The 20723-nt window shown below is 43.4% G+C and carries 24 protein-coding genes; 20 read left to right on the forward strand and 4 right to left on the reverse strand.

The window, feature by feature from the left end; translation table 11 throughout:
- Positions 1-71 precede the first annotated feature (71 nt).
- Together AWH49_RS07815 and AWH49_RS07820 are read left to right on the forward strand one after the other, a co-directional pair.
- A complete protein-coding gene (locus AWH49_RS07815) occupies positions 72-596 on the forward strand; it encodes a helix-turn-helix domain-containing protein (protein ID WP_063965234.1) in 525 nt (174 codons plus the stop codon).
- A gap of 11 nt (positions 597-607) precedes the next feature.
- Positions 608-1567 carry an alpha/beta hydrolase family protein gene (locus AWH49_RS07820; protein WP_082862721.1) on the forward strand — a complete coding sequence of 320 codons (960 nt, stop codon included), beginning with the start codon at positions 608-610 and terminating at the stop codon, positions 1565-1567.
- Positions 1568-1642: 75 nt separating this feature from the next.
- Here the strand turns inward: AWH49_RS07820 and tlp are convergent, their stop codons facing one another.
- Complete coding sequence (tlp, locus tag AWH49_RS07825) at positions 1643-1885, reverse strand: small acid-soluble spore protein Tlp (protein ID WP_063965235.1); 243 nt, start codon at positions 1883-1885, stop codon at positions 1643-1645.
- A gap of 303 nt (positions 1886-2188) precedes the next feature.
- Between tlp and AWH49_RS07830 the strand changes: the two genes are divergently transcribed.
- The 5 genes from AWH49_RS07830 to AWH49_RS19950 all read left to right on the forward strand — a co-directional run bounded on the left by AWH49_RS07830 (position 2189) and on the right by AWH49_RS19950 (position 6611).
- Positions 2189-2647, forward strand: a complete 459-nt coding sequence (locus tag AWH49_RS07830; protein ID WP_063965236.1) for a small multi-drug export protein — start codon at positions 2189-2191, stop codon at positions 2645-2647.
- 6 nt (positions 2648-2653) lie between these two features.
- The gene (gene nfsA, locus AWH49_RS07835; RefSeq protein ID WP_063965237.1) at positions 2654-3382 is read left to right on the forward strand and encodes an oxygen-insensitive NADPH nitroreductase; all 729 of its coding nucleotides are present in this window, start codon (positions 2654-2656) and stop codon (positions 3380-3382) included.
- Between the two features lie 14 nt (positions 3383-3396).
- Positions 3397-4611, forward strand: a complete 1215-nt coding sequence (locus AWH49_RS07840; RefSeq protein ID WP_063965238.1) for a hypothetical protein — start codon at positions 3397-3399, stop codon at positions 4609-4611.
- Between the two features lie 303 nt (positions 4612-4914).
- Entirely contained in the window at positions 4915-6114 is a 1200-nt protein-coding gene (locus tag AWH49_RS07845) for an MFS transporter (protein WP_063965239.1), read from the forward strand.
- Between the two features lie 347 nt (positions 6115-6461).
- A complete protein-coding gene (locus AWH49_RS19950) occupies positions 6462-6611 on the forward strand; it encodes a hypothetical protein (protein WP_018394451.1) in 150 nt (49 codons plus the stop codon).
- 37 nt (positions 6612-6648) lie between these two features.
- Here AWH49_RS19950 and AWH49_RS07850 read toward each other — a convergent pair whose 3' ends face one another.
- Positions 6649-6891, reverse strand: a complete 243-nt coding sequence (locus AWH49_RS07850; RefSeq protein WP_063965240.1) for a hypothetical protein — start codon at positions 6889-6891, stop codon at positions 6649-6651.
- Between the two features lie 134 nt (positions 6892-7025).
- Here AWH49_RS07850 and AWH49_RS07855 point away from each other — a divergent pair, with 134 nt between their 5' ends.
- The 7 genes from AWH49_RS07855 (at position 7026) to AWH49_RS07885 (ending at position 14577) form a co-directional block, all read left to right on the forward strand.
- A complete protein-coding gene (locus AWH49_RS07855; RefSeq protein ID WP_063965241.1) occupies positions 7026-8723 on the forward strand; it encodes an ATP-binding protein in 1698 nt (565 codons plus the stop codon).
- Positions 8724-8778: 55 nt separating this feature from the next.
- A complete protein-coding gene (locus AWH49_RS07860; RefSeq protein WP_063965242.1) occupies positions 8779-9312 on the forward strand; it encodes a superoxide dismutase family protein in 534 nt (177 codons plus the stop codon).
- 84 nt (positions 9313-9396) lie between these two features.
- Entirely contained in the window at positions 9397-10080 is a 684-nt protein-coding gene (locus tag AWH49_RS07865; RefSeq protein ID WP_063965243.1) for a response regulator transcription factor, read from the forward strand.
- Positions 10061-11458, forward strand: a complete 1398-nt coding sequence (locus AWH49_RS07870) for a sensor histidine kinase (protein ID WP_063965244.1) — start codon at positions 10061-10063, stop codon at positions 11456-11458. The genes AWH49_RS07865 and AWH49_RS07870 overlap by 20 nt, the downstream gene beginning before the upstream one ends.
- Positions 11459-11644: 186 nt before the next feature.
- A complete protein-coding gene (locus AWH49_RS07875; protein ID WP_063965245.1) occupies positions 11645-12856 on the forward strand; it encodes a S1C family serine protease in 1212 nt (403 codons plus the stop codon).
- 75 nt (positions 12857-12931) lie between these two features.
- Complete coding sequence (locus AWH49_RS07880) at positions 12932-13705, forward strand: hypothetical protein (RefSeq protein ID WP_063965246.1); 774 nt, start codon at positions 12932-12934, stop codon at positions 13703-13705.
- A 230-nt stretch (positions 13706-13935) separates the two neighbouring features.
- A complete protein-coding gene (locus AWH49_RS07885) occupies positions 13936-14577 on the forward strand; it encodes a hypothetical protein (protein ID WP_063965247.1) in 642 nt (213 codons plus the stop codon).
- A gap of 273 nt (positions 14578-14850) precedes the next feature.
- On the opposite strand, the gene AWH49_RS07890 is transcribed toward AWH49_RS07885, so the two are convergent.
- Positions 14851-15228: a DoxX family protein gene (locus AWH49_RS07890; protein ID WP_082862722.1), complete on the reverse strand. Its 378-nt coding sequence runs from the start codon at positions 15226-15228 to the stop codon at positions 14851-14853.
- A 176-nt stretch (positions 15229-15404) separates the two neighbouring features.
- Between AWH49_RS07890 and AWH49_RS07895 the strand changes: the two genes are divergently transcribed.
- From AWH49_RS07895 to AWH49_RS07910, 4 genes are read left to right on the forward strand one after another with little or no spacing between them, the layout of a single operon-like run.
- Positions 15405-15818 carry a BlaI/MecI/CopY family transcriptional regulator gene (locus AWH49_RS07895; RefSeq protein ID WP_063965249.1) on the forward strand — a complete coding sequence of 138 codons (414 nt, stop codon included), beginning with the start codon at positions 15405-15407 and terminating at the stop codon, positions 15816-15818.
- Positions 15819-15821: 3 nt separating this feature from the next.
- Positions 15822-16661, forward strand: coding sequence for a M56 family metallopeptidase (locus AWH49_RS07900; protein WP_063965250.1), 840 nt, complete (start codon positions 15822-15824; stop codon positions 16659-16661).
- 45 nt (positions 16662-16706) lie between these two features.
- A complete protein-coding gene (locus tag AWH49_RS07905) occupies positions 16707-17366 on the forward strand; it encodes a DsbA family protein (protein WP_244886777.1) in 660 nt (219 codons plus the stop codon).
- Entirely contained in the window at positions 17356-17766 is a 411-nt protein-coding gene (locus AWH49_RS07910; RefSeq protein WP_063965252.1) for a disulfide oxidoreductase, read from the forward strand. The genes AWH49_RS07905 and AWH49_RS07910 overlap by 11 nt, the downstream gene beginning before the upstream one ends.
- A 306-nt stretch (positions 17767-18072) precedes the next feature.
- Here the strand turns inward: AWH49_RS07910 and AWH49_RS07915 are convergent, their stop codons facing one another.
- Complete coding sequence (locus AWH49_RS07915) at positions 18073-18603, reverse strand: helix-turn-helix domain-containing protein (protein ID WP_034286516.1); 531 nt, start codon at positions 18601-18603, stop codon at positions 18073-18075.
- A 467-nt stretch (positions 18604-19070) separates the two neighbouring features.
- On the opposite strand from AWH49_RS07915, the gene iscB reads away from it, so the two are divergent.
- Both iscB and AWH49_RS07925 read left to right on the forward strand, forming a co-directional pair.
- Complete coding sequence (gene iscB / locus AWH49_RS07920; protein ID WP_082862723.1) at positions 19071-20411, forward strand: RNA-guided endonuclease IscB; 1341 nt, start codon at positions 19071-19073, stop codon at positions 20409-20411.
- 55 nt (positions 20412-20466) lie between these two features.
- Positions 20467-20640 carry a tautomerase family protein gene (locus tag AWH49_RS07925; protein ID WP_244886778.1) on the forward strand — a complete coding sequence of 58 codons (174 nt, stop codon included), beginning with the start codon at positions 20467-20469 and terminating at the stop codon, positions 20638-20640.
- Positions 20641-20723: the final 83 nt, after the last annotated feature.

A 20723-nucleotide genomic window follows, 5' to 3' on the forward strand; every position in this document is an offset into this window, starting at 1 on the left:
AAACAGTTGATTGTTCTCATAATTTATATTATTATTATAAATGATAATAATGAAGTGAAGAGGTGATTTGGATGAAACATTCGAAGATGAAACTTATTTTACATCCGGTGCGGATGAAGATTATTCAGTCACTTGTAAATGGCCGGAAATTAACCGTCCAGCAATTAACAGAACGGATAAAAGATGTTCCACAGGCGACGCTTTACCGGCATATGAACACGCTGCTTGAAGCGGAATTCATTGAAGTTGTGCAGGAAAATCAAATTCGGGGAACGGTGGAAAAAGTATTTGCGTTAAAAGAACAGAAGCCTGAGGCACAGGAAGAATTTTTGAATTGGTCGAAAGAAGAACATATCGAATTGTTTTTTATGTTCACAACACAGCTTCTCGGATTATATGAAAACTATTTAAATAAAGGCGATGTGGATTTAGTGAAAGACGGAGCGGGGTACAGAGTCGCAAATGTGCACGTGACGGACGAAGAATATGTAGAACTCGTTCAAAAAATCGGTGCGCTTATTCAAGAAGCTTCATTGAATGAACCATCTTCTGAGCGAAAAGTGAAAAATTTGGCCACGATTATCATTCCAGAATAGGAGGTTTTCGTATGATTGAAAGAGAGATTTTGATCCATCCATCTATTTCCGGTACACTTGCCATTCCAGAAGGTGAAGGAACCTGTCCAGCTGTTCTTCTATTGGCCGGATCAGGGCCGATTGATCGCGACGGGAACGATCGAAAAGGGAAATATCAAACGAATTTGTATAAAGAACTTGCTCATTTTATGACGGGGTTAGGGTTTGTAACATTGCGGTATGACAAACGGGGCACCGGCAAACGAGACGGCGATTGGATGGCAGCGGGATTGTCTAATTTAGCGGACGATGCGAAAACAGCGATGCTATTTTTATGTGAACACCCGAATGTCGATCCGGAAAAAGTAATTGTATGCGGTCATAGTGAAGGGACGATTTTAGCAACCATTCTGGCTGAAACGATGAATCCGGCTGGCTGTATGTTTCTCTCCGGCGGTGTGGATAACTTAATGGAAGCGCTTCACCATCAGCGCCAGCTCGCCTACAAAGAATTGCTTGCGCAGCCCGGGTTGAAAGGGTGGATCAACCGGATATTAAAAGTAGACGTGAAAAATGAAAAGCAGTACGTGAAATTGCTGGAGAAAATGAAGCAGTCAGACCGCGACACGATTAAAATCCAGTTGTTTTTTAAACAGCCGGCAAAATGGTTTCGCGAGCATGACGCTTACGATACGAGGTGTGCATTAAAAAATGTCACGTGTCCCGTGTTTGCGCTGCACGGCGATAAAGATCCCCTTTTAGAAAGTCACGTGCTTGAGGAGCTTGACGGCCTTGTTCGAGGAAAAAGTGAATACCACATTATTCACAACATGGAACACGGTCTGCGCGTGCAAACCGAGCCGAGAAGCATTTTAAGCGTGAAAAAGAATTTCAAAGACATACTAAAGCGCACTCTTCATGAAGAGGGGCTTGAGAAAATCGAGGCATGGCTCATCGCTCATTTTAAAACAGACCATTCACTGGAGGAATAAAACGTCATGAAAAAGATGGAGAAGTTATTTTTCTCCATCTTTCATGAAACTAAAATTTACCGTGAAAAGCGCATGTTACTCATTCCCGGAATAGCCGTTTTTCCGATCAGCCGCTTCATCCTGGATTTCACTGCGGAAATTTTCAATACTTTTTTGACGCCGCTCGTTTTTCGCTTTAATCGCCGCTCGTTCTTTCCCCTCGGCAAACACCATTGTTTCTTCAGCCGCTTCGATATTTCCAATCGTGTTTTGCACCATGTCCCGAAGCTTTTCTACGTTATCTGACCGATCATCTGGTTTTGGGGTCTTATGCGTCATTGTCGTTCCTCCTTCATTTTTTAATGACATACAAGTCATAACTTCTCCATTTAAAATAATCTTATTCGTTCATTTTTGGAGGAATGAAGAATGATCGTCTGGATGATACCCATTCTTTTTTTACTGCATAATGTCTAGGAGTCATTCGAAATGACGGATTATTTACGTGCGCAATTCCAGGGGGGGAGGCCCGTTTATCGCAGATTAACGGACAGTAAGATTATACTTCCATTTAATTGCTTATGGTTGCGCTAACAACGTGTGTGCATTAAAGTTAAAGCAATACATATTGGAGGAAAATTGATGCAATTATTGGAGTATGCGCTTGTGTTTATTGCGGCAGCGATTCCGTGGATGGAGATCGCGCTTGTTATCCCAGTCGGGATTGTGCGAGGCCTGTCGCCGTACTGGGTTATGTTTCTCGGGTTCACGGGCAATATGTTAACGGTGCTTATGCTCATTGTCGGTTATAAGAAAGTGGAAGAATGGGTAAAAAATAAGCTTCAAAAAACCGGAAAAGCACAGTTGAAGCAGACGGACCGGGCGAGGGCCATTATGAATAAATACGGGTTCCCGGGACTAGCGTTGCTCGGACCGATTTTTATTGGCACGCACATCGCGGCCTTTATCGGTCTGTCATTCGGAGCGGATAAGAAGTGGACGGCGCTCTGGCTGACGATCAGCATCGGCCTTTGGACGCTTGTTTTTGGTATTGGGACGATGCTTGGATTTGATTTTTTCTTAAAACAAACGGAAGGATGACGTTATATGCTTCATTTACTCGCATCTCATGCGTCTGTACGCAAATATAAAGATGAACCCATTTCAGATGAAACACTTCACGATTTAATAAGAGCAGCACAACATGCGGCCACATCCCATTTTGTGCAGGCGTATTCGATTGTCGACGTGACCGATCAGGACAAAAGGGACAAGCTGGCAGAGCTTTCAAGAAATCCGGTCCAAATTATAGGAGCAGCACGCGCACTCGTTTTTTGTGCGGACTTAAAACGTCTTGATTACGCAGCGAAAAAACATGGAAAAACCATTGAAGCGGGCACGACGGAAAATTTCATGGTTTCGGTCATTGATACGGCGCTTCTTGCCCAAAATTTTGTCATCGCAGCGGAGTCAAAAGGCTATGGCATTTGCTACATTGGCGGCGTGCGGAACAATCCAGAGCCGATCAGCGAACTGTTAGGGCTGCCCGATCATGTCATTCCATTGTTCGGTTTAACGCTCGGGGTGCCGGATGAAGCAAACGAAGTGAAACCGCGTCTTCCAGTTGAAGCAATTTTGCATACGAATGAATATGATGAAGTGAAATACGAACAGATTCTGTCGGAGTACGACGATGTCATTCGCGCCTATTATGCGAACCGTTCGACAAACAACAAGTCAGGGGGCTGGACGGAAGGTATGGCGGATTACTTATCTAAACCGCGCCGCGCGTACATGATGGACTTTGTGAAATCAAAAGGCTTTTTGCAAAAGTGACCGGAGGAATGGATATGAATGAACAAATTCAGCAGTGGATTGATATGGTGCAAGATAAATTTGGTCTAGGGTTGTTTACCCGTTATACAACGACGACAGGATATGAGAAAAATGATCTAAACGAGACAGATTACACGCTTACGATGGAATGGCTTCCGCCGGGTTTTGAAGACCGGACGGAAGAAGACTTAAATCCGGAAGGCACTGCGGTGATTGAAATAGATGTGAAAACAGGCCGGCTCAAAACAGCGATTTTCTCCGGTGGAAAAGCGCCGCAGCGGGGTCTTTCTTTTTTAACGGGTGACAAGGATGAAATCGTCCGCTGGATTGAGCAGGAAACGGGCTGGACGTACGGCGAACAGTTTATTGATGCTGAATCGACGCACACCTTTTCATTTCGAACAGCGTATAAAGGGACGCCCCTTTCTCCAGAAGGCTCGATTCATGTGTCGCTTGATGACGAGAAAAAACTCACATTTTATTCCACACAATTTTTCGCGCCAAGACAGGTACAGGAAGAAGAATTCACATTGATACTTGGAGATGTGGAAACAATCGCATTTAACCGTTTGATCTTCTGTGAGGTACCGTCAAAAGACGAAGAAAAATGGTTGCCGGTGTACATCATCGACGAGCAGTTTATTTCAAACACGACCGGCGAACCGATGGAGGATGAGAGGGAAGCGTTCGAATGGAAAACGAAGAAGAACATGAAAGTAAAGCGAAAACTTATTCAATTTGCGCCCGCACCGATTGACGAAGAGACCATTTTTCACTTTCCGCCTCATCCGGACACAAAACCGATCACGAAAAAAGGACGCAGCAAAGTGATCGAGAACAGCGTGCGCTTTCTTCAAAGCTATTCGCCGAAAGAAAGCGGACAGTGGGTAATGACGGATATGAAGCGGAAAAACGGAATGATCGAAGTGGGACTGATGAACAAAACGGATATAACCGTTATTCCGCGGACGTGGAAGCTCTTTTTCAATAAAGATTCATATGACGTTATCCACTATCAGGATAACAATTGGATGCATGATCAGTTTGAGGAGTATGAAAAAGCAGAAAAAGCATCGATTTCAAAAGAAGAAGCGTTTAAAAAAATCAAGCCTTATTTACAAATGAAACCGGTGTATGTATACGATGGTGAAACGTATCGATTATGCGGACAAATGGATTGCCGGTCGGCCATTCATGCGGCAAACGGAGAGGTTATTCACTTCGATTGATGGATGAAAGGTATGTTATGTGATCACAGAACATCCATCCTGAAATCGATCCGAACCATTGGAATGATACAAGCGGTACAGCATAGGTAAAGAAAGGACTTCCGGATATTTTAGAACGAAAAGGGTATCTTATGCATAGTTTGATTGCTTCAACAGCGTTGAAGACGATCATGTTGCAGAAGGACAGCTGCCGAAATAAGAAGGATGATCTTGCATAATGGATTAAAAAAAGCGCTTGTTTTTTCAAAATAGCCCGTCTATAGTTAATAGGTAAAAACAACTGTAAAGACAGGAGTAAACAAGATGGCAGAAAAGACTGTTTCACAGAAGAAGCTGCTCGGTGTGGCGGGTCTTGGCTGGATGTTTGATGCGATGGATGTCGGGATGCTGTCGTTTGTCATCGCAGCATTGAAAGCAGACTGGGATTTAACACCGCAGCAGATGGGCTGGATCGGCAGTGTGAATTCGATCGGAATGGCAGTCGGTGCGCTTGTGTTCGGGGTATTCGCGGACCGCGTCGGCCGGAAAAATATATTCATCATTACTTTGCTCATGTTTTCACTTGCGAGCGGCCTATCTGCCCTTACGACGACGCTTGCTGCTTTTTTAATTTTACGTTTTTTCGTCGGAATGGGGCTTGGAGGCGAGCTGCCGGTGGCGTCAACGCTCGTATCGGAAAGTGTGCCAGCGAAAGATCGCGGGAGAGTCGTTGTCTTGCTTGAAAGTTTCTGGGCATTCGGATGGCTGCTAGCAGCGGTCATTTCCTATTTCGTCATTCCGTCATACGGATGGCAGGCAGCGCTTGTGATTGGGGCTGTGCCGGCCGTTTATGCGTTGTATTTGCGATTAAAGCTGCCGGATTCGCCAGCATTTTCACCGTCTAAAGCAGAAAAACGGACCATTGGACAAAATATGAGCGACGTCTGGTCGAAAAAGTATTCGCGTTCGACGCTCGTCCTATGGGTCGTCTGGTTTACGGTTGTGTTTTCCTATTATGGCATGTTTCTCTGGCTGCCAAGTGTCATGGTTATAAAAGGGTTTAGCATGATTCAAAGCTTTGAATATGTGCTCATCATGACATTGGCGCAGCTGCCAGGTTATTTTAGCGCTGCCTGGCTTATTGAACGGGCCGGACGGAAGTTTGTTTTAGTGACGTATTTGCTCGGAACAGCCGCTTCAGCACTCGTGTTTGGAAATGCGGAGTCGACGTCGATTTTGATAGTGTCAGGGATGTTATTATCATTCTTTAATCTTGGTGCATGGGGTGCGCTATATGCGTACACGCCGGAGCAATATCCGGCGGTCATTCGCGGGACAGGCACAGGAATGGCTGCAGCAGTCGGCCGAATCGGTGGAATTTTAGGTCCGCTTCTTGTCGGATCGCTCGTTGCGTCCGGCCAGTCGATCGGCTTTATTTTTGGTTTGTTTTGCGCGAGTATCGTCATCGGCGTCATCGTACTAGCAGCACTCGGCCGGGAAACAAAACAAGTGGAACTGGAGTAGCATGTGGGGAAACGGAGTAACGGGTTCGAAAACTGAGTAAATCAACAAACACTTCGCTGGCGGCGAGGTGTTTATTGATTTAGATGGAACGTTGTCGGGAAAAGAAGTACAATGATGGTGAGAAAAAGTAGAAAGAAGGCGGCGATATGTTTACGATTATTGGAATTATTGTTTTACTCATTGTACTTACTGTAACAATAATGAACCGGACAAAAAGCGGGTAAGTTCAATAGGAACTTGCCTGTTTTTTTATGGATATAATCAACGGTGTTATATTTCACGCTTTAATCGAACTGTAATGTGATTTAATCCACCTGTTATACGCATGTAATCGGGAGCAGTTATACTTGCCTCAAGAGAATGCGAAAGGGGCATATGCTGAAATGGAATTCTTTCTAATAATGTTTATTACATTCATCCTTGCGATAGCGATTGCCAGCGGCGGACTTCATCTATTATTTAAACAAATAAATAATTACTTAAATCAACAGCGATAATCAAAACCGCCAGAATGCGACAATCTGGCGGTTTTTTTCATGCAAGAAAAGCGAAATAAAATGTCGCGAAGAAAGCGAGTACAAAAATAATGACGAAAGCGACACGCTGCTGCTTTTTTGCTTTTTTCATCAGCACATCTTCAAATGTCATAAAAATAGCGATGACAGCGATTAAAAGCGCAAACCGGCTCCAGCCGTCAGGATACGCCATGATGCCGTAGACAAGCGCGAAAATAATGAGTACAATCCGGTAGATAAGCCGGAATTTCGATGAAGCCAAACGATCACGTCCTTTTTTTTATCGTAATTGATTTTTATGCAAATGTACACATTAAGGTGCATGCTGTCGTCTATGTACGAAAAAAGATGATCGTGATAAAATGAAGAAAAAACCCCAAGAATGAGGGATCGAATATGGAAAGTACGAATCATATCGTGCATCCGAGAGTGGCGTTGACAAAAAATATGGAGCTCATGAGTGGCTCACATTTATTATATATCTATTCCGATCAAGAGAAATATATTGAAAATGCCGTGTCTTTTCTTACAACGGGTCTTGAACTAGGACATGGTGTTGTCGTCATTGAACATCCGCTCACGTATGAGGCGTTCAAATCGTCTCTCACTGTAAAAGGGTTCAGTCAGGAGCAGCTGGACACGATTATTTTTGCGAATAATGAAGAATTTTACGATATACACAAATCATTTGATATACCAGCCATTGTTCAAACCTTTTCAGCATTGATTGAACCGTATCTTGATCAAGATATACCTGTTCGTACATGGGCAAAGGTAAGATGGGGGGAGAATCAATGCTGTTTACAAGAGCTGCTTTCATCTTTTGAAAAACGGGCAGATCAATTGATTGAGCCGCTTCGTTTATTTTCAGTCTGTGTGTATAACGGAGGTGAGTTGTCTGCAGATATTCATATAGAAATGATGAAAAGTCATCCGTATATGATGACGGATACAGAGCTGTTGCCTTCCATGTTTTATAAGAACCTCGTGCATGCACCATCCCTGTGGATGGAAGAACAGTTAAAAGGAAAAATCACCTATTTAAATGAAGAGTATCGACTGCTCAACTCTTCTTATAAAAATTTAATTGAAGAAATGCCCGATGCGATGTTTATTATATCGGATTTTCAGATTGTTGATAGCAACCGAGCGGCTTCTCAGTTGTTTGAATGTGAAAAAGATCAATTTCAAGGTGAATCGATTTTCAATCTCTTTCACCCGGCGTATCATGAGCTTATTCGAAGCCGGTTAAATCGTGTGAAAAATGGTGAGAAACTGTCAGTTACAGAAATGAAAGCGAAAACATATAAAAACAATCTCATCGATTTGGAGACGATTAGCTTTCCTTTCACATATAGCGCTTCGAATACAAATATGAATATGGCGATTGTCCATTTACGCAATATTCAAGAACGGAAAGAGCTTCAAAAACTCGCTATAAAATCGGGAAAGTTAGGTATTGCCGGGCAGCTTGCTGCGAGCATCGCCCATGAAATACGTAACCCGCTTACTTCTATTAAAGGATTTATAAAACTCGCTAAAGAAGGCTCGTTAGATAGTGAACATTACAGCATTATTGAAGAGGAAATTGACCGGATTGAAACGATTGCCAGTGAACTATTAGTACTTGGGAAACCACTTTCTCTAGAAATTCAAACGTGCAACGTAGGTAAAATGCTGAGCGACGTCTGTATACTCCTTCAGTCACAAGCCGTCATGAAACGTATTGAAATAAAATGTGATGTAGAGGAGAATTGTCTAGTTCGCTGTAATGACGGACAAATGAAGCAAATCTTTATTAATTTTATTAAAAATGCGATTGAGGCGATGAATGACGGCGGCGTGATCCATACGTCGGTGAGTGCACAAAACGGACTAATTGTTATTGTGATTCAAGATGAAGGGAAAGGGATTCCAGACAGCATTATGGAGAAAATTGGCGAGCCGTTTTATTCGACGAAAGATAGCGGTACGGGTCTCGGATTGATGGTATGTTTCAATATTGTGGAGCAGTACGAAGGGAAAATCCAAGTGCGTTCGCAAATCGATAAAGGTACGACGTTTACCATCAGTTTTCCGGCAGTGAGGGAATAAATGATCAAAGTCTGGACATCATGCTAAAGAATCCAAATGAGATGGAGGATGAAGCATGAAAAAAGAATGGTTTATCTTTATTGGTTTATTGTCTATTGTCATAATGAGCGGCTGTCAATCGCTTCCGGTCGGGAGCATAACGAAGCCAGCGGTGAGCGCTCAAGTGATGAATTCAGACGGTGAGATCATTGGCCAAGCGGTTTTTTCTGAAATAAAAAAAGGGGTGGAGATTCATGTGACAGCTGAAAAGCTGGAACCGGGGACGAAAGCCATTCATATTCATGAAACCGGTAAATGTGACCCGCCTGATTTTAAAACAGCGGGCGCCCACTTTAATCCAGCAGGCAAGGAACATGGTTTTCATAACCCGAAAGGCTTTCACGCAGGCGATTTGCCGAATATAAAGGTAACGGAATCGGGGAAAGTCGACGTGAAGATTGTGGCACCGGGTGTTAAGCTTGGGACTGATTCATTGCTTGATACAGATGGGAGCGCGCTCATTATTCACGAAAAAGCCGATGACTACAAAACAGATCCAGCAGGAAACTCAGGAAACCGAATTGCCTGCGCAGCCATTCAAGAAGCTTGAAGAGGTATTCTCTCTTCAAGCTTTTTTCACTCTAATTTCATCTGCATGTAGTATAAAATAGAGAGTGAAAGGAAGTGGATCAGGGTGAATATTTTGCTTGCGGAAGATGATGTGCAGCTAGGCGAATTGATCTGTTTCATGTTGAAAAAGAAAGGCGGATATAAAGTTGATTGGGTAAAAGAAGGGGAAGATGCGTATGATTATGCGCGTGTGGCGCATTATGATGTGCTCATTTTGGACTGGATGATGCCGAATGGCAACGGGGTCGATGTGTGCCGCGATTTGCGCCGTGATGGGTATTCAAGTGCGATTTTAATGCTGACAGCGAAAGATGCGGTGGAAGACCGGATTGCAGGACTCGATTCAGGAGCGGACGATTATCTCGTCAAGCCGTTTGAAATTGATGAATTGCTCGCTCGAATCCGTGCCTTGACGCGCCGGAATTATGCACCGATCATTGAAGAAACGGTGTCGATTCAAGGAATTGAACTGAACCGGAACAGCCAGACGATACATAAAAGTGATGATTCCATTCAGTTAAGTCCGCGTGAATTTCAGCTCCTTGATTTGCTCGTGCAAAATAAAGGGCAAGTGCTGACGCGTGACGTTATGTTGGACCGTATTTGGGGATATGACACGGATGTGACGACCAAAACGATTGATGCGACCGTGAAGCTTTTGCGTAAAAAACTGGATATGTTAGGGTCACAGGACATCATTCAAAGCATAAGAGGAGTCGGTTATAAAGTTGAAGAATTCGTTCTTTAAACGCAGCGATCAAGATTTATTTAAAGGCACACAAACGAAATTAACGATGAAGTACAGCGGCTTGCTTCTCCTGTTTCTCCTGTTATTTATCGTTATCGTATACACACTTCTTTACGTGGTGATTTTACGTGATCAGCATCGTGAATTAGAAGGTTTGACCCGTCAGGAAACACGGATTATTAGCGATTATTTAGCCGAAAGTGCCCGCAATGAATTACGGGGGCTTAGCAGCCAGGAGCTCGTACTTGCCGGTGTGGACCAGTTTTTTTACTACGTAGTTGATTCGAATGGGAACCTTGTCATGGGCAGTGAAACGATGCCGCACATGCGGGAAGAACTTCTCGCCCTCGTCGCAGGATGGGTGCCACAGAGGAATCAAATTCGCGAAGAAACGCTGAAAGTAACGTTTCGGGAACGTAAGCTTGGCGGTGAACAGATTGATAACCCGCCTGCTTCCGTTAATGTCCGGCTCATGATTGACGGCAGCCCGCTTTTTTATAACGATCGGTTTATTGGCATGATTTATATCGGAAAAGACATTTCATTTGCGTATCAGTTGTTTGACTGGCTTTTGATTGTGCTCATCGGTCTAGCTATTTTATTCGCTGGTGTGGCGATTTTGATGAGCTACATGATGTCGAAAAAAGCAATGGAGCCGATTTCAACGGCTTTTCACCGGCAGAAAGAGTTTGTCGGTGATGCATCGCATGAATTACGTACGCCTCTTAGCGTCATGCTGTCATCGATTGATGCGTTGGAAATGACTGACGGTGTCGAAGAAGATCCATTTGCTAGGAAACTATTAAAAAACATGAAGTCGGAAGTGAAGCGGATGACCGGTCTTGTGAGTGATTTGCTCATGCTGGCACGGGCGGATTCCGGTGTAGTTAAACAGTCGCATGAATTGATTGATTTACATGTTGAGGCGAGAAATGTGATTGAATCATTGACGCCTCATGCCGAAGCAAATCGCATTGTGTTTCATTTACATGCACCGGATGAAATCAATGTGATCGGCGACAGAGAGAGAATCAAGCAGCTTTTGTATATATTACTTGATAATGCGGTGAAATATTCACCAGACGGAGGCAATGTGGCGCTGACATTGTCGAAGGAAGAGCGAGAGTGGAGGATATCCGTAAAAGATGAAGGCATTGGCATTCATCCTGATGAGCAGGTCCGTATCTTTGATCGCTTTTACCGCTCTGATAAATCAAGAACACGAGCGCTTGGCGGCCATGGGCTTGGCTTATCGATTGCGAAGTGGATTGTTGATATTCACAAGGGAACGATCAGCGTCGAAAGTGAACTGAATAAAGGAAGCACCTTTACGGTGAACATTCCACTAGATCAAGTGGTCTCAAAAGCGAGGAAGTAATGGGCTTTTGAGACCGCTTTTTGTTATGGCGGGATGATCTTAAAATTAGGCGTTTTCCTGCCGTTGCAGCAGGGAATTCCGTCGTAAACAAAATTTTAAAATCGTGTTCTCCTTTCACCGTGTTTTCATTTTTCTTTTTTACAATGAAGTCAGATCATATGAGACGAATAAAAGGAGCGGGTAAAGATGGAAACGGAAGAACGATATACAATACCAGAGAAAAAAGAAAAAGGATTTATGAAAATGGCAGCGGCTTCGCTGACAGGTGTTCTGGCGGGGGGGACGATGATGTTTTATTTATCGCCAGTTCTAATGGATACAACAACGAATCAAGCAGCAAGCGATTCCACAAGCGGCATTACCGTTCAGCCAACATCGACAGCGGCATCATCCACTGACCTCGTTAGTGCGATTGATGCGATTGATGAAGCGGTCGTCGGGGTTGTCAATTTGCAGGCACAGGAACAGATGAATATGTTCGGGGGGCCCGCCGTGGAAACATCGAATGGGGAAACAGAAGAAACGGAAAGCGGCACAGGTTCTGGGGTGATTTTTAAAAAGGGAGAAAAGACGAGCTACATCGTAACGAATAATCATGTGATTGAAGGAGCGGATACAGTAGAAGTGGCGCTTGCAAGCGGTGAGCGTGTTGACGCAAAAGTCATTGGAGCGGACCCCTTAACGGATTTGGCGGTTCTTGAAATTTCCAGCTCTTACGTAACGGAAGTCGCCAATTTTGGGGATTCAAGTGTGTTGAAATTGGGCGAACAAGTCGCAGCGATTGGCAATCCGCTCGGTCTTGACTTATCAAGCACGGTGACAGAAGGCATTGTGAGCGGGATCGATCGGACGGTGCCGGTGACGACATCAGCTGGTGAATGGGAACTAAACGTGATTCAAACGGATGCCGCGATCAACCCAGGGAACAGCGGTGGCGCGCTGATGAATAGCGCGGGCCAGGTGATTGGCATTAACAGCTTAAAAATTGCCGAATCGGGTGTAGAAGGACTTGGGTTTGCCATTCCATCTGAAGACGCGATTCCGGTCATTGAAGAATTGATGGATAAGGGCGAAGTACAGCGTGCGTATCTCGGTGTCGGTCTTGAAGATGTGAATGCTTTGTCCAGAAACGTTTTACAGCAACAGCTGAGCCTGCCTGCAGCCGTGACGGAAGGAACGGTGATTACGCAAGTAGAAACAGGATCGGCGGCTGATACAGCTGGGTTTGAAGCGGGCGATGTGATCGTTTCGGTGAACGATGCGGCTGTGAGTGGAACGGCTGATTTCCGCAAATATTTATATAATGAAGCGTCGATTGGCGACAAAGTGACGATTAAGATTTACCGTAACGGCGTATCGCAAAAAATTTCCTTAACATTACGTGCACAAACGAAGTGATTTTCACCTTAATTTCACCAAATATGGTTAAAGTAGGTATTGTAACATCCCAATATACATGTAGGAGGAAAACGAATGAAGAAAAACAAATTGGTCAATTACGTCATGACAGGTGCCTTGTCACTTGGAGTATTAGGTGCCGCTGGTTTGCCGGCACTAGCCGCAAGTGATACGACAACAGGCAGTGCGACACAAGAAAAAGTGGAAACCATCATGGACACACTTCGCACAAAACTCACTGATCTCGGTGTGGATTTACCGGAGAAGGACAGAAAGGATGATCTGTTCGCCGGTTTAGATGCTAAAACGAAAGCAAAAGCAGAAGCGATTATGGAAGAGCAACGTGCCGGTACGATCACGCATGATGAAGCCGAAGAACAGCTGGAAGCACTCGGTGTAACACTTCTAAATCATGGAGAGAAAGGTGATCTATTCGCAAATTTAGATGCTAAAACGAAAGCGAAAGCCGAAGCGATTATGGAAGAACAGCGTGCGGGCAACTTGACGCAAGAAGAAGCAGAGGAGCAACTGGCGGCACTAGGCATAGAACGTCCTGAACATGGCGGACCTGGCGGTAAAGGTGATCCGTTTGCTAATTTAGATGATAAAACGAAGGCGAAAGCAGAAGCCATTATGGAAGAGCAACATGCCGGTACGATTACACATGAAGAAGCGGAAGAACAACTGGCAGCACTAGGTGTTGAACGTCCTGAACGCGACGGCAAAGGTGGTCAAGAAACTATGTTAGAAGGATTAGATGACAAAACGAAAGCCGAAGCGGAAGCATTGCTGAAAGAAGCAAAAGAAGATCTTTCTGAACTCGGTGTTGACAAAGTTCCCTTTCATTAATAAAGAATAAAAAGTCCCGGCTGACGGGGCTTTTTTTTCGTTTCGGTGAAGCGATTGTTAACAATCGCTATCTTAAAGCCAGATTGATAGAAAATACGAAATGTAAAAACTATTTTCTAAAGATGGTTAGACGAACTATACCATGAATTCAAGCATTCATACTATGAAGTATACCAATTAAATTAGTTGGTTGTTTCAAAAAAATAAAATTAAAGAAGGGGAAGATTGGATTGAGTGAAAAGCATTGGAAATGTAGTCACTGCAAGCATGACAACGACAAGCATCGCAAAAACTGCGAACGCTGCAACAGTCATCATCACTGTAAGCATGATGACAAAAAGGGAAAGGAGGATAAAAAACGGAAGGATCAAGATGATTTAAAAGTATTTCGTTATGACGAGCCACGTAATATGCCTCAGGACCGTCCTTTAAAAACAGTCTTTTTCGAAGAGGAAGATGTACTAGCTAAAATTAAGTTTTGTCCGAAAAAAGACAAATGTGATCATCATAAAGACAACTGTGAGGATGCTGTAGTGTGGTTAGCCGCTACAGTGGGATGGAAAGCAGCTCGTGATGATATTCGAAATTTAATCGTAGAATTCAAAATTAGAAAAGGCTCTAGAGATGGAGATGTGATTTTTGCTACAAGACAAGGTGCATCGACACAGCCACCGTCTGGCGATGGAGGCGACGTAGATGCGCAAACAACAACGTTTATCCATGTAGATCATTTGTGTAAAAACAAATTTACTACTTGTCCCGGCGACGACGACGACGAACTAAAATATTTCTTAACAGCAGAAGTGATTACAAGTGGGGATGCAGCCTCCATTGTAGGTCCTGTCGTATTTACAGCTACTAAAATTAGCTAATATTAATTAAAACGAATAGATGAAACAGGCTCAATCCCTTTAATCTTAAGGGATTGAGCTTTTTTTGTTTCAACAAGAATTCAAATCCCGTAAAGCAACGATCATTGCCTTTTTGAAATTCACGGAACATGAGGGTGATCTGCTCGTTGGACCGTTTTTTATAGATAAAAGGCCGGCTTGTTCCTCTAACAGCTAACCAATTCTGGCGTTTATCAAATGTAAGGTAAGCGGTCAGAAAAACGAATGAATGGTCAAAAAAGCAGCTCGCCCTTTTCAGGAAGCTGCTTTTAGTTTGGAATCAACGGAATAAGGTGTTTTGCCAGTGAGTATGAGGTGGATCGAAACGGCCAGTAACACAAGCTCGAATTCGTATCCGCCGTTTAAGAATCCGGCAGATAGTTTGACGGTGAAGATGGCGCCGAGTAAAATGATGGCGAATAGGGCGGCGATGATTCGGGTGCCGAGACCTAATAGGAGCGCGATCCCGCCGATGAGTTCGATGCCCCCAACAATGTACGCCATGAATCCCGGGATGCCAGCGCTGTCAAAAAATCCGACGGTGTTGCCGATGCCGCCTTGGAACTTGACGACTCCGTGGATAAAGAAGATAAGGCCGAGAATAACACGTAAAATGACTGTACCAATTTGCATGATCATGCTCCTTTCTTATTTACACTACATAACGTAGTTCATCAACACTACAACTTGTAGTATATATGAAATTTATTGAAATGTTTGTTAAGATTTTGTTTCAAAAATGTTACATAATCGATTCTTGACGCGGAATCGATCTCACACTACAATGAGTAATGTGAGGTGGCCATCCAATGAAAATACAAAAGTTTAAAATGAATGAAAGTGGCTTGAAGCGTTTTTTCGGTCCCCTTGAAGCGAAAATAATGGATATTCTCTGGAGCGGCGAGGAGCGGACCATTAAAGATGTGCAGCTTGAGCTTGAAAAAGAGAAAGCGACGAATTTCAATACGGTCATGACCGTGATGAACCGGCTCGTGGAAAAAGGCCTTTTACAGAAACGGGCGGAAGGCAGAACGACGATGTTTAAGCCGGTATTAACGAGAGAAGAGTTCGTCAACACGCAGTCGAAAGAAATGACGCATGAACTGATGGACGAATTCGGAAGCGTTGTCGTCAGCCATATGATTGACGCGCTCGATGATGCGGATGATGATCTCGTCGCCCAGCTTGAGCAAAAAATAAAAGAATTGAAGAAGGAACGATAACATATGTCGAAACGTCAGACGAAAATGATGTTTATCGCGTGTCTCATCATTGCGGGAACGATTTTTACGCAAATGGGGCTGTATGTTTTGTCCATGTTCGCCGGCTGGGATATGCGGTTTAATCTTGTTGTTGTCTGCCACAATGCGATGAAAGCATTTGGGCTGTCTTTTCTTAAATATGCACTCGATGCGCTCGTGTTCAGTACGTTGCTGCTATCGATCTGGAAAATGGGAACGCAGTGCTATTATTCAATCCGCATGAAAAAAACGTTTAAGCAGTATACACATCATCAACTTACGCGGGAGATGAATGAAACATACGGCGGATCCATTCAAATGATTTCGTACCCGGCACCGATTGCGGTGACGATGGGGTTTTTTCGTCCGAAAATCGTGCTGTCAACGGGACTTCGGGAAATGCTGAGTGATGATGAATTTGAGGCAGTCGTGCATCATGAAATGTACCATAAACAACACCGCGATCCGCTGACCGTTTTCATCGTGTCGTTTTTCGCGTCGATTATGTGGTACATGCCGATTTTGAGATGGGTACAGGAGCAGTATAAGATGGCGAAAGAGCTGCTGGCGGATGAATATGCGATTCATCAGCAGGGATCATCGGTTGATCTTGGCAGCGCGCTCCTTAAAATGTTGAAAGCGGGCAGGCAGATGAAGATGCCGTTTTCGTACGTTTCATTTGCGGATACGTCAGTTAATTATCGCATTCATTATATACTGGATCCGTTAACAGAACTCCCTTTGAATGTGCCGCTGAAGTCAGCCGTTACGTCGTTGTCTATTTTTTCGATCATTTGTTTATTGTTCATTTACGCACTGTCGTAAATGATCTTTTTTCATCAATCACACTACATAATGTAGTATTTAGGAGTGAAGGTTTTGGCCAAAGGAATATTTTTGGTTGTTGGGTTGTTTGCTGTTTGTATGGCAGGCGTTATTTTTTTATCAAACGCAGCGGAAAAGTCGGTAGATATTGAGTATGCGAGCCAGCCGTTTGTCGGAGAAGAACCGGCGCCGGTTAATATTGTGGAGTTTGGCGATTATAAATGCCCGGTATGTAAAGATTTCAACGATTCGTTTTTCCCGTTGATCGATCAGGAACTTGTGCAGACCGGGAAAGCGAAATTTTATTTTATGAATTATTCATTCATTAATGTCGATTCGAATCGTTCGGCGCAGTTTGCGGAAGCCGTGTACCAGGAACTTGGCAGTGAGAAGTTTTGGAAGTTCCATGAATTGATGTACAGCAAGCAGCCGGCGGATTTATCGTTTGAGAAAGTTGATTTGTATACGAATGAATTTTTAGAGGAAACACTGGCTGAAATGGCGACGACAGAAGAAGTCGCAAGCGTGATGAGTGTTGTCGAGAATGAAGACTCCATGGATGCGTGGGAAAAAGATACAGCGACGGCGAAACAACTCGGCGTATCCGGCACGCCAACCATGTTTGTAAATGGAAAAGAATTTACGGGGAACTCGTTTGATGATTTGGTGAAAATGGTGGAAGAGGCTGCGGCAGATGGTAAATAAACCACTTCTTGCCGCTTGGCTGACGGCGATTATTGCGACGCTCGGCAGTTTGTTTTTCAGCGAGCGGATGGAGTTTGTACCGTGCACACTTTGCTGGTATCAGCGCATTTTGATGTACCCGCTTGTTGTGCTGCTCGGCATTGCGTTTTACCGGAACGACCGCCACATCTATCGATACATTTTGCCACTGTCTGTTTTCGGGATGGGCATGTCAGGGTATCATTATGCCCTTCAAAAAGTTCCAGCGGTGCAGAAGTTTGAAATGTGTACGAGCGGCGTGCCGTGTTCAGGGGAATATATTAATGTATTCGGCTTTATCACGATCCCGTTACTCGCACTGATTGCGTTTACGATTGTATCGGTGATGATGGTCGTCTTATGGAAAAAGACTGATGCGTAGTTTTAATAGAAATAAAAGGATAGATAAAAGCAGATTGTATCAGCTTTATCTATCCTTTTTTGTGCTGCGTGTAAACTCATTAAGGTTTTCGCAAAGGTTTTGTACATGTTTTAGTATGGGAATGAACGGATTAACTCTTTAAAATAATAAATTATATGTTTTAAAATGGAAATAGAAAGGGGGTGGCGATGCTCAAGCTAAGCGTAAAGCTGTGTTACACTTCATTTCGCAACTTATTGCAGATGCCAACAGAAAAATAGAGAACAAAATATTCAGGATGAAGCTCCTTTTTTGTCAGGCCTTATTTCACAATCTGCTATCTTCGGAGTGGACGGCAATCAGTAAGACAGCCTCTTCTTCTCCGATATTTTTTACAAAGTGGGGCACACTGGCATTCCAACTGAATGAATCGCCCTCCTTCGCAATGATGGAATCTTCGCCTTGTTCAGCGAGGACGGTGCCTTTAAGTACGAGATGACTTTCTTCTCCTTCGTGGGCAATGGCTTCGCCGGTTGAGGCACCGGGCGGTACTTCGACGTGCATCATCCGCAGACCGCTCCTTGAGGTCAGATGTTCTATTTTAATGTCGTTAAACGTTGTGTACACTCTTTCGTCTTTCCTCACGACTTTCATATGCTGCTTTTTTTCAAGAAGCAAGTAGGGCAGTGGAACGTCCAGAAAGGTTGCGATGGCTTGCAGCGTATTGAGAGAGGGGGACGTATTGTCGTTTTCGATGTTGCTGATAAACCCTTTTGATAGCCCTATTTGTTCACTCATTTGTGCAATCGTTATTTTCTTTCGTTTACGAATGTCCCGTATTTTCGAGCCGATCTCCATATTTATTCCTCCAAAAATATTGGTATGTAAATTATATAATAACACAAGTTTATTGACAGTATCCTTGGAATAATGTTATCTTATAGAAAATAAATATTCATAATTAGATACTATTTTTGTTGTTTGAAAGGAGAAAAAGATGCCGATTATACACATAACGATGCGTCAACTACCCACCACTTAACCCTTTAACCATTAACAGGTTTTGAAGTGGGGGCTTGTAAGAGCTCTAGTTGTCTAGCCTCTGTCTTCCAGTACATGATCATTCATGGTGAGTAGACGACGTTGGGACCACATTCGGTGGGCTTGCATGTTTTTATGCAGGTGCGAATACGGTTTGGTATGATTCCCTAGTACCTCGATCGTTCAGGCTCTGTAAAAGCTCTGATTGGGAAGGAGCGGTCAACCTGGTGCAAGAAGCGAACCAACTTTGGCGAAGGGAAACCACCTCGAAGGAGGGACAAAACGTGCGCGTATTTGTCAAAAATATACGTGGAGAACCGCTTATGCCGTGTTCTCCGCGTAAATCCAGAATGTTGCTCAAAGAAAAGAAGGCCAAAATCATTCAGCATCGCCCGTTTACCATCCAACTCACGATGGCAACAGGTGAAACCATACAAGAAAATCATCTAGGTATTGATGTAGGCTCAAAACATGTAGGCGTGGCGATTACTTCTGAAGAGAAGGTATTCGCCAAAGGCGAAATCGAATTACGTCAAGATGTGAAGAGTTTGTTGGAAACAAGAAAAATCTACCGCAGAAGCAGACGAAGCCGCAAAACGCGGTATAGACGATGTAAATTTACGTATAAATCTAAACGTATCTATGACATCAAAAAGAAAAAGTGGATCAAGAAAAAAGTCCAATTCGAATCAACTCGACCGAAAGGGTGGCTGCCGCCAAGCATCCAAAGTCGAGTGAACAACACGTTTTATTGGATCGATCAATACAGTTCGTTGTTGCCCGATTGTCAACTGCATATAGAGGTAGGAAAGTTTGATGTTCAAAAAATGATGAACCCTGACATCAAAGGAAAAGAGTATCAAGAAGGTGATGTCTTTGGGTATTATGATGTGCGGTATTTTGTTTTGGCACGAGACAAATACACGTGTCAGGTGTGTAAAAAGAAAAACAAAATCTTTCACACGCATCATATAATCTACCGAAGCCACGGAGGAAGCGACCGTGCAGATAACTTCATCACCGTTTGTACGGACTGTCACACTCCTGAAAACCACCAAAAAGGCGAAATCTTTTGGGAGTGGATGAGGAAGAAAAAGAAAACAAAACAATACAAAGAACCGCCTTTTATGAACAGTTTACGCATACGGATTTTCAATCGCTATCCTGATGCAGCCGTTACCTATGGAAGCGTCACGACGCCACACCGTAAAGAATTAAAACTGGAAAAAACACATTACAATGATGCGATTGCCATTACGGGTATTGAAAAAATCAAAACGAATCCAACGGAACTCTTTTTGATCAAACAAATTCGGAAGAAAAAACGATCGCTGCATGAAGCAATAGCTCGAAAAGGACGAAAAGAAAAAAACACAACGCAAAAGAGAAACGAGAAAAACACAATCACTTCAAAAGGTTTCTTTTTAAATGATGAAGTCAAAACCGCTTGTGGGAATAGGGGATTTATCAGCGGATTTACAGGTAAAACCGCTTGTTATGTGAAGTCAATGGAGGGCGAATACATCGTCATCAAAGGAAAATCGCACAAACAACAACTACTAAAAAGCCTTTCCGCCATCAGGCACAATGGAAATTGGCAATATCAAATCAAACGGAAAGCATAAGGGCAAGCCATTCCTCCCCCACCTATATCTTTCAGATCTTGAGGTGGGGGACTCCTTGCTTAAGTGCGTTGAAGGCAGAGATGATGAAATAATTGAACAGTGTATCTGTGATGTAGCGCGTACAGTACAAAAATCATTGGATATTCCGTTGGAAAGTATTCGTATAGTCGTGGAGGAAGTGTCGAAAAATCGATTTGCTGTTGGAGATAAGTTAAAAAGCGAAGTTTGATCAAAGATAAGGATTGTTCGACTTTCTTTTTTTGCGAAAAATGTTTACTTATACGAATAATATATTTTTAAAGGAATATAAAA

This window comes from Domibacillus aminovorans (genome assembly GCF_001643235.1).
Taxonomy (GTDB): Bacteria; Bacillota; Bacilli; order Bacillales; family Domibacillaceae; genus Domibacillus; species Domibacillus aminovorans.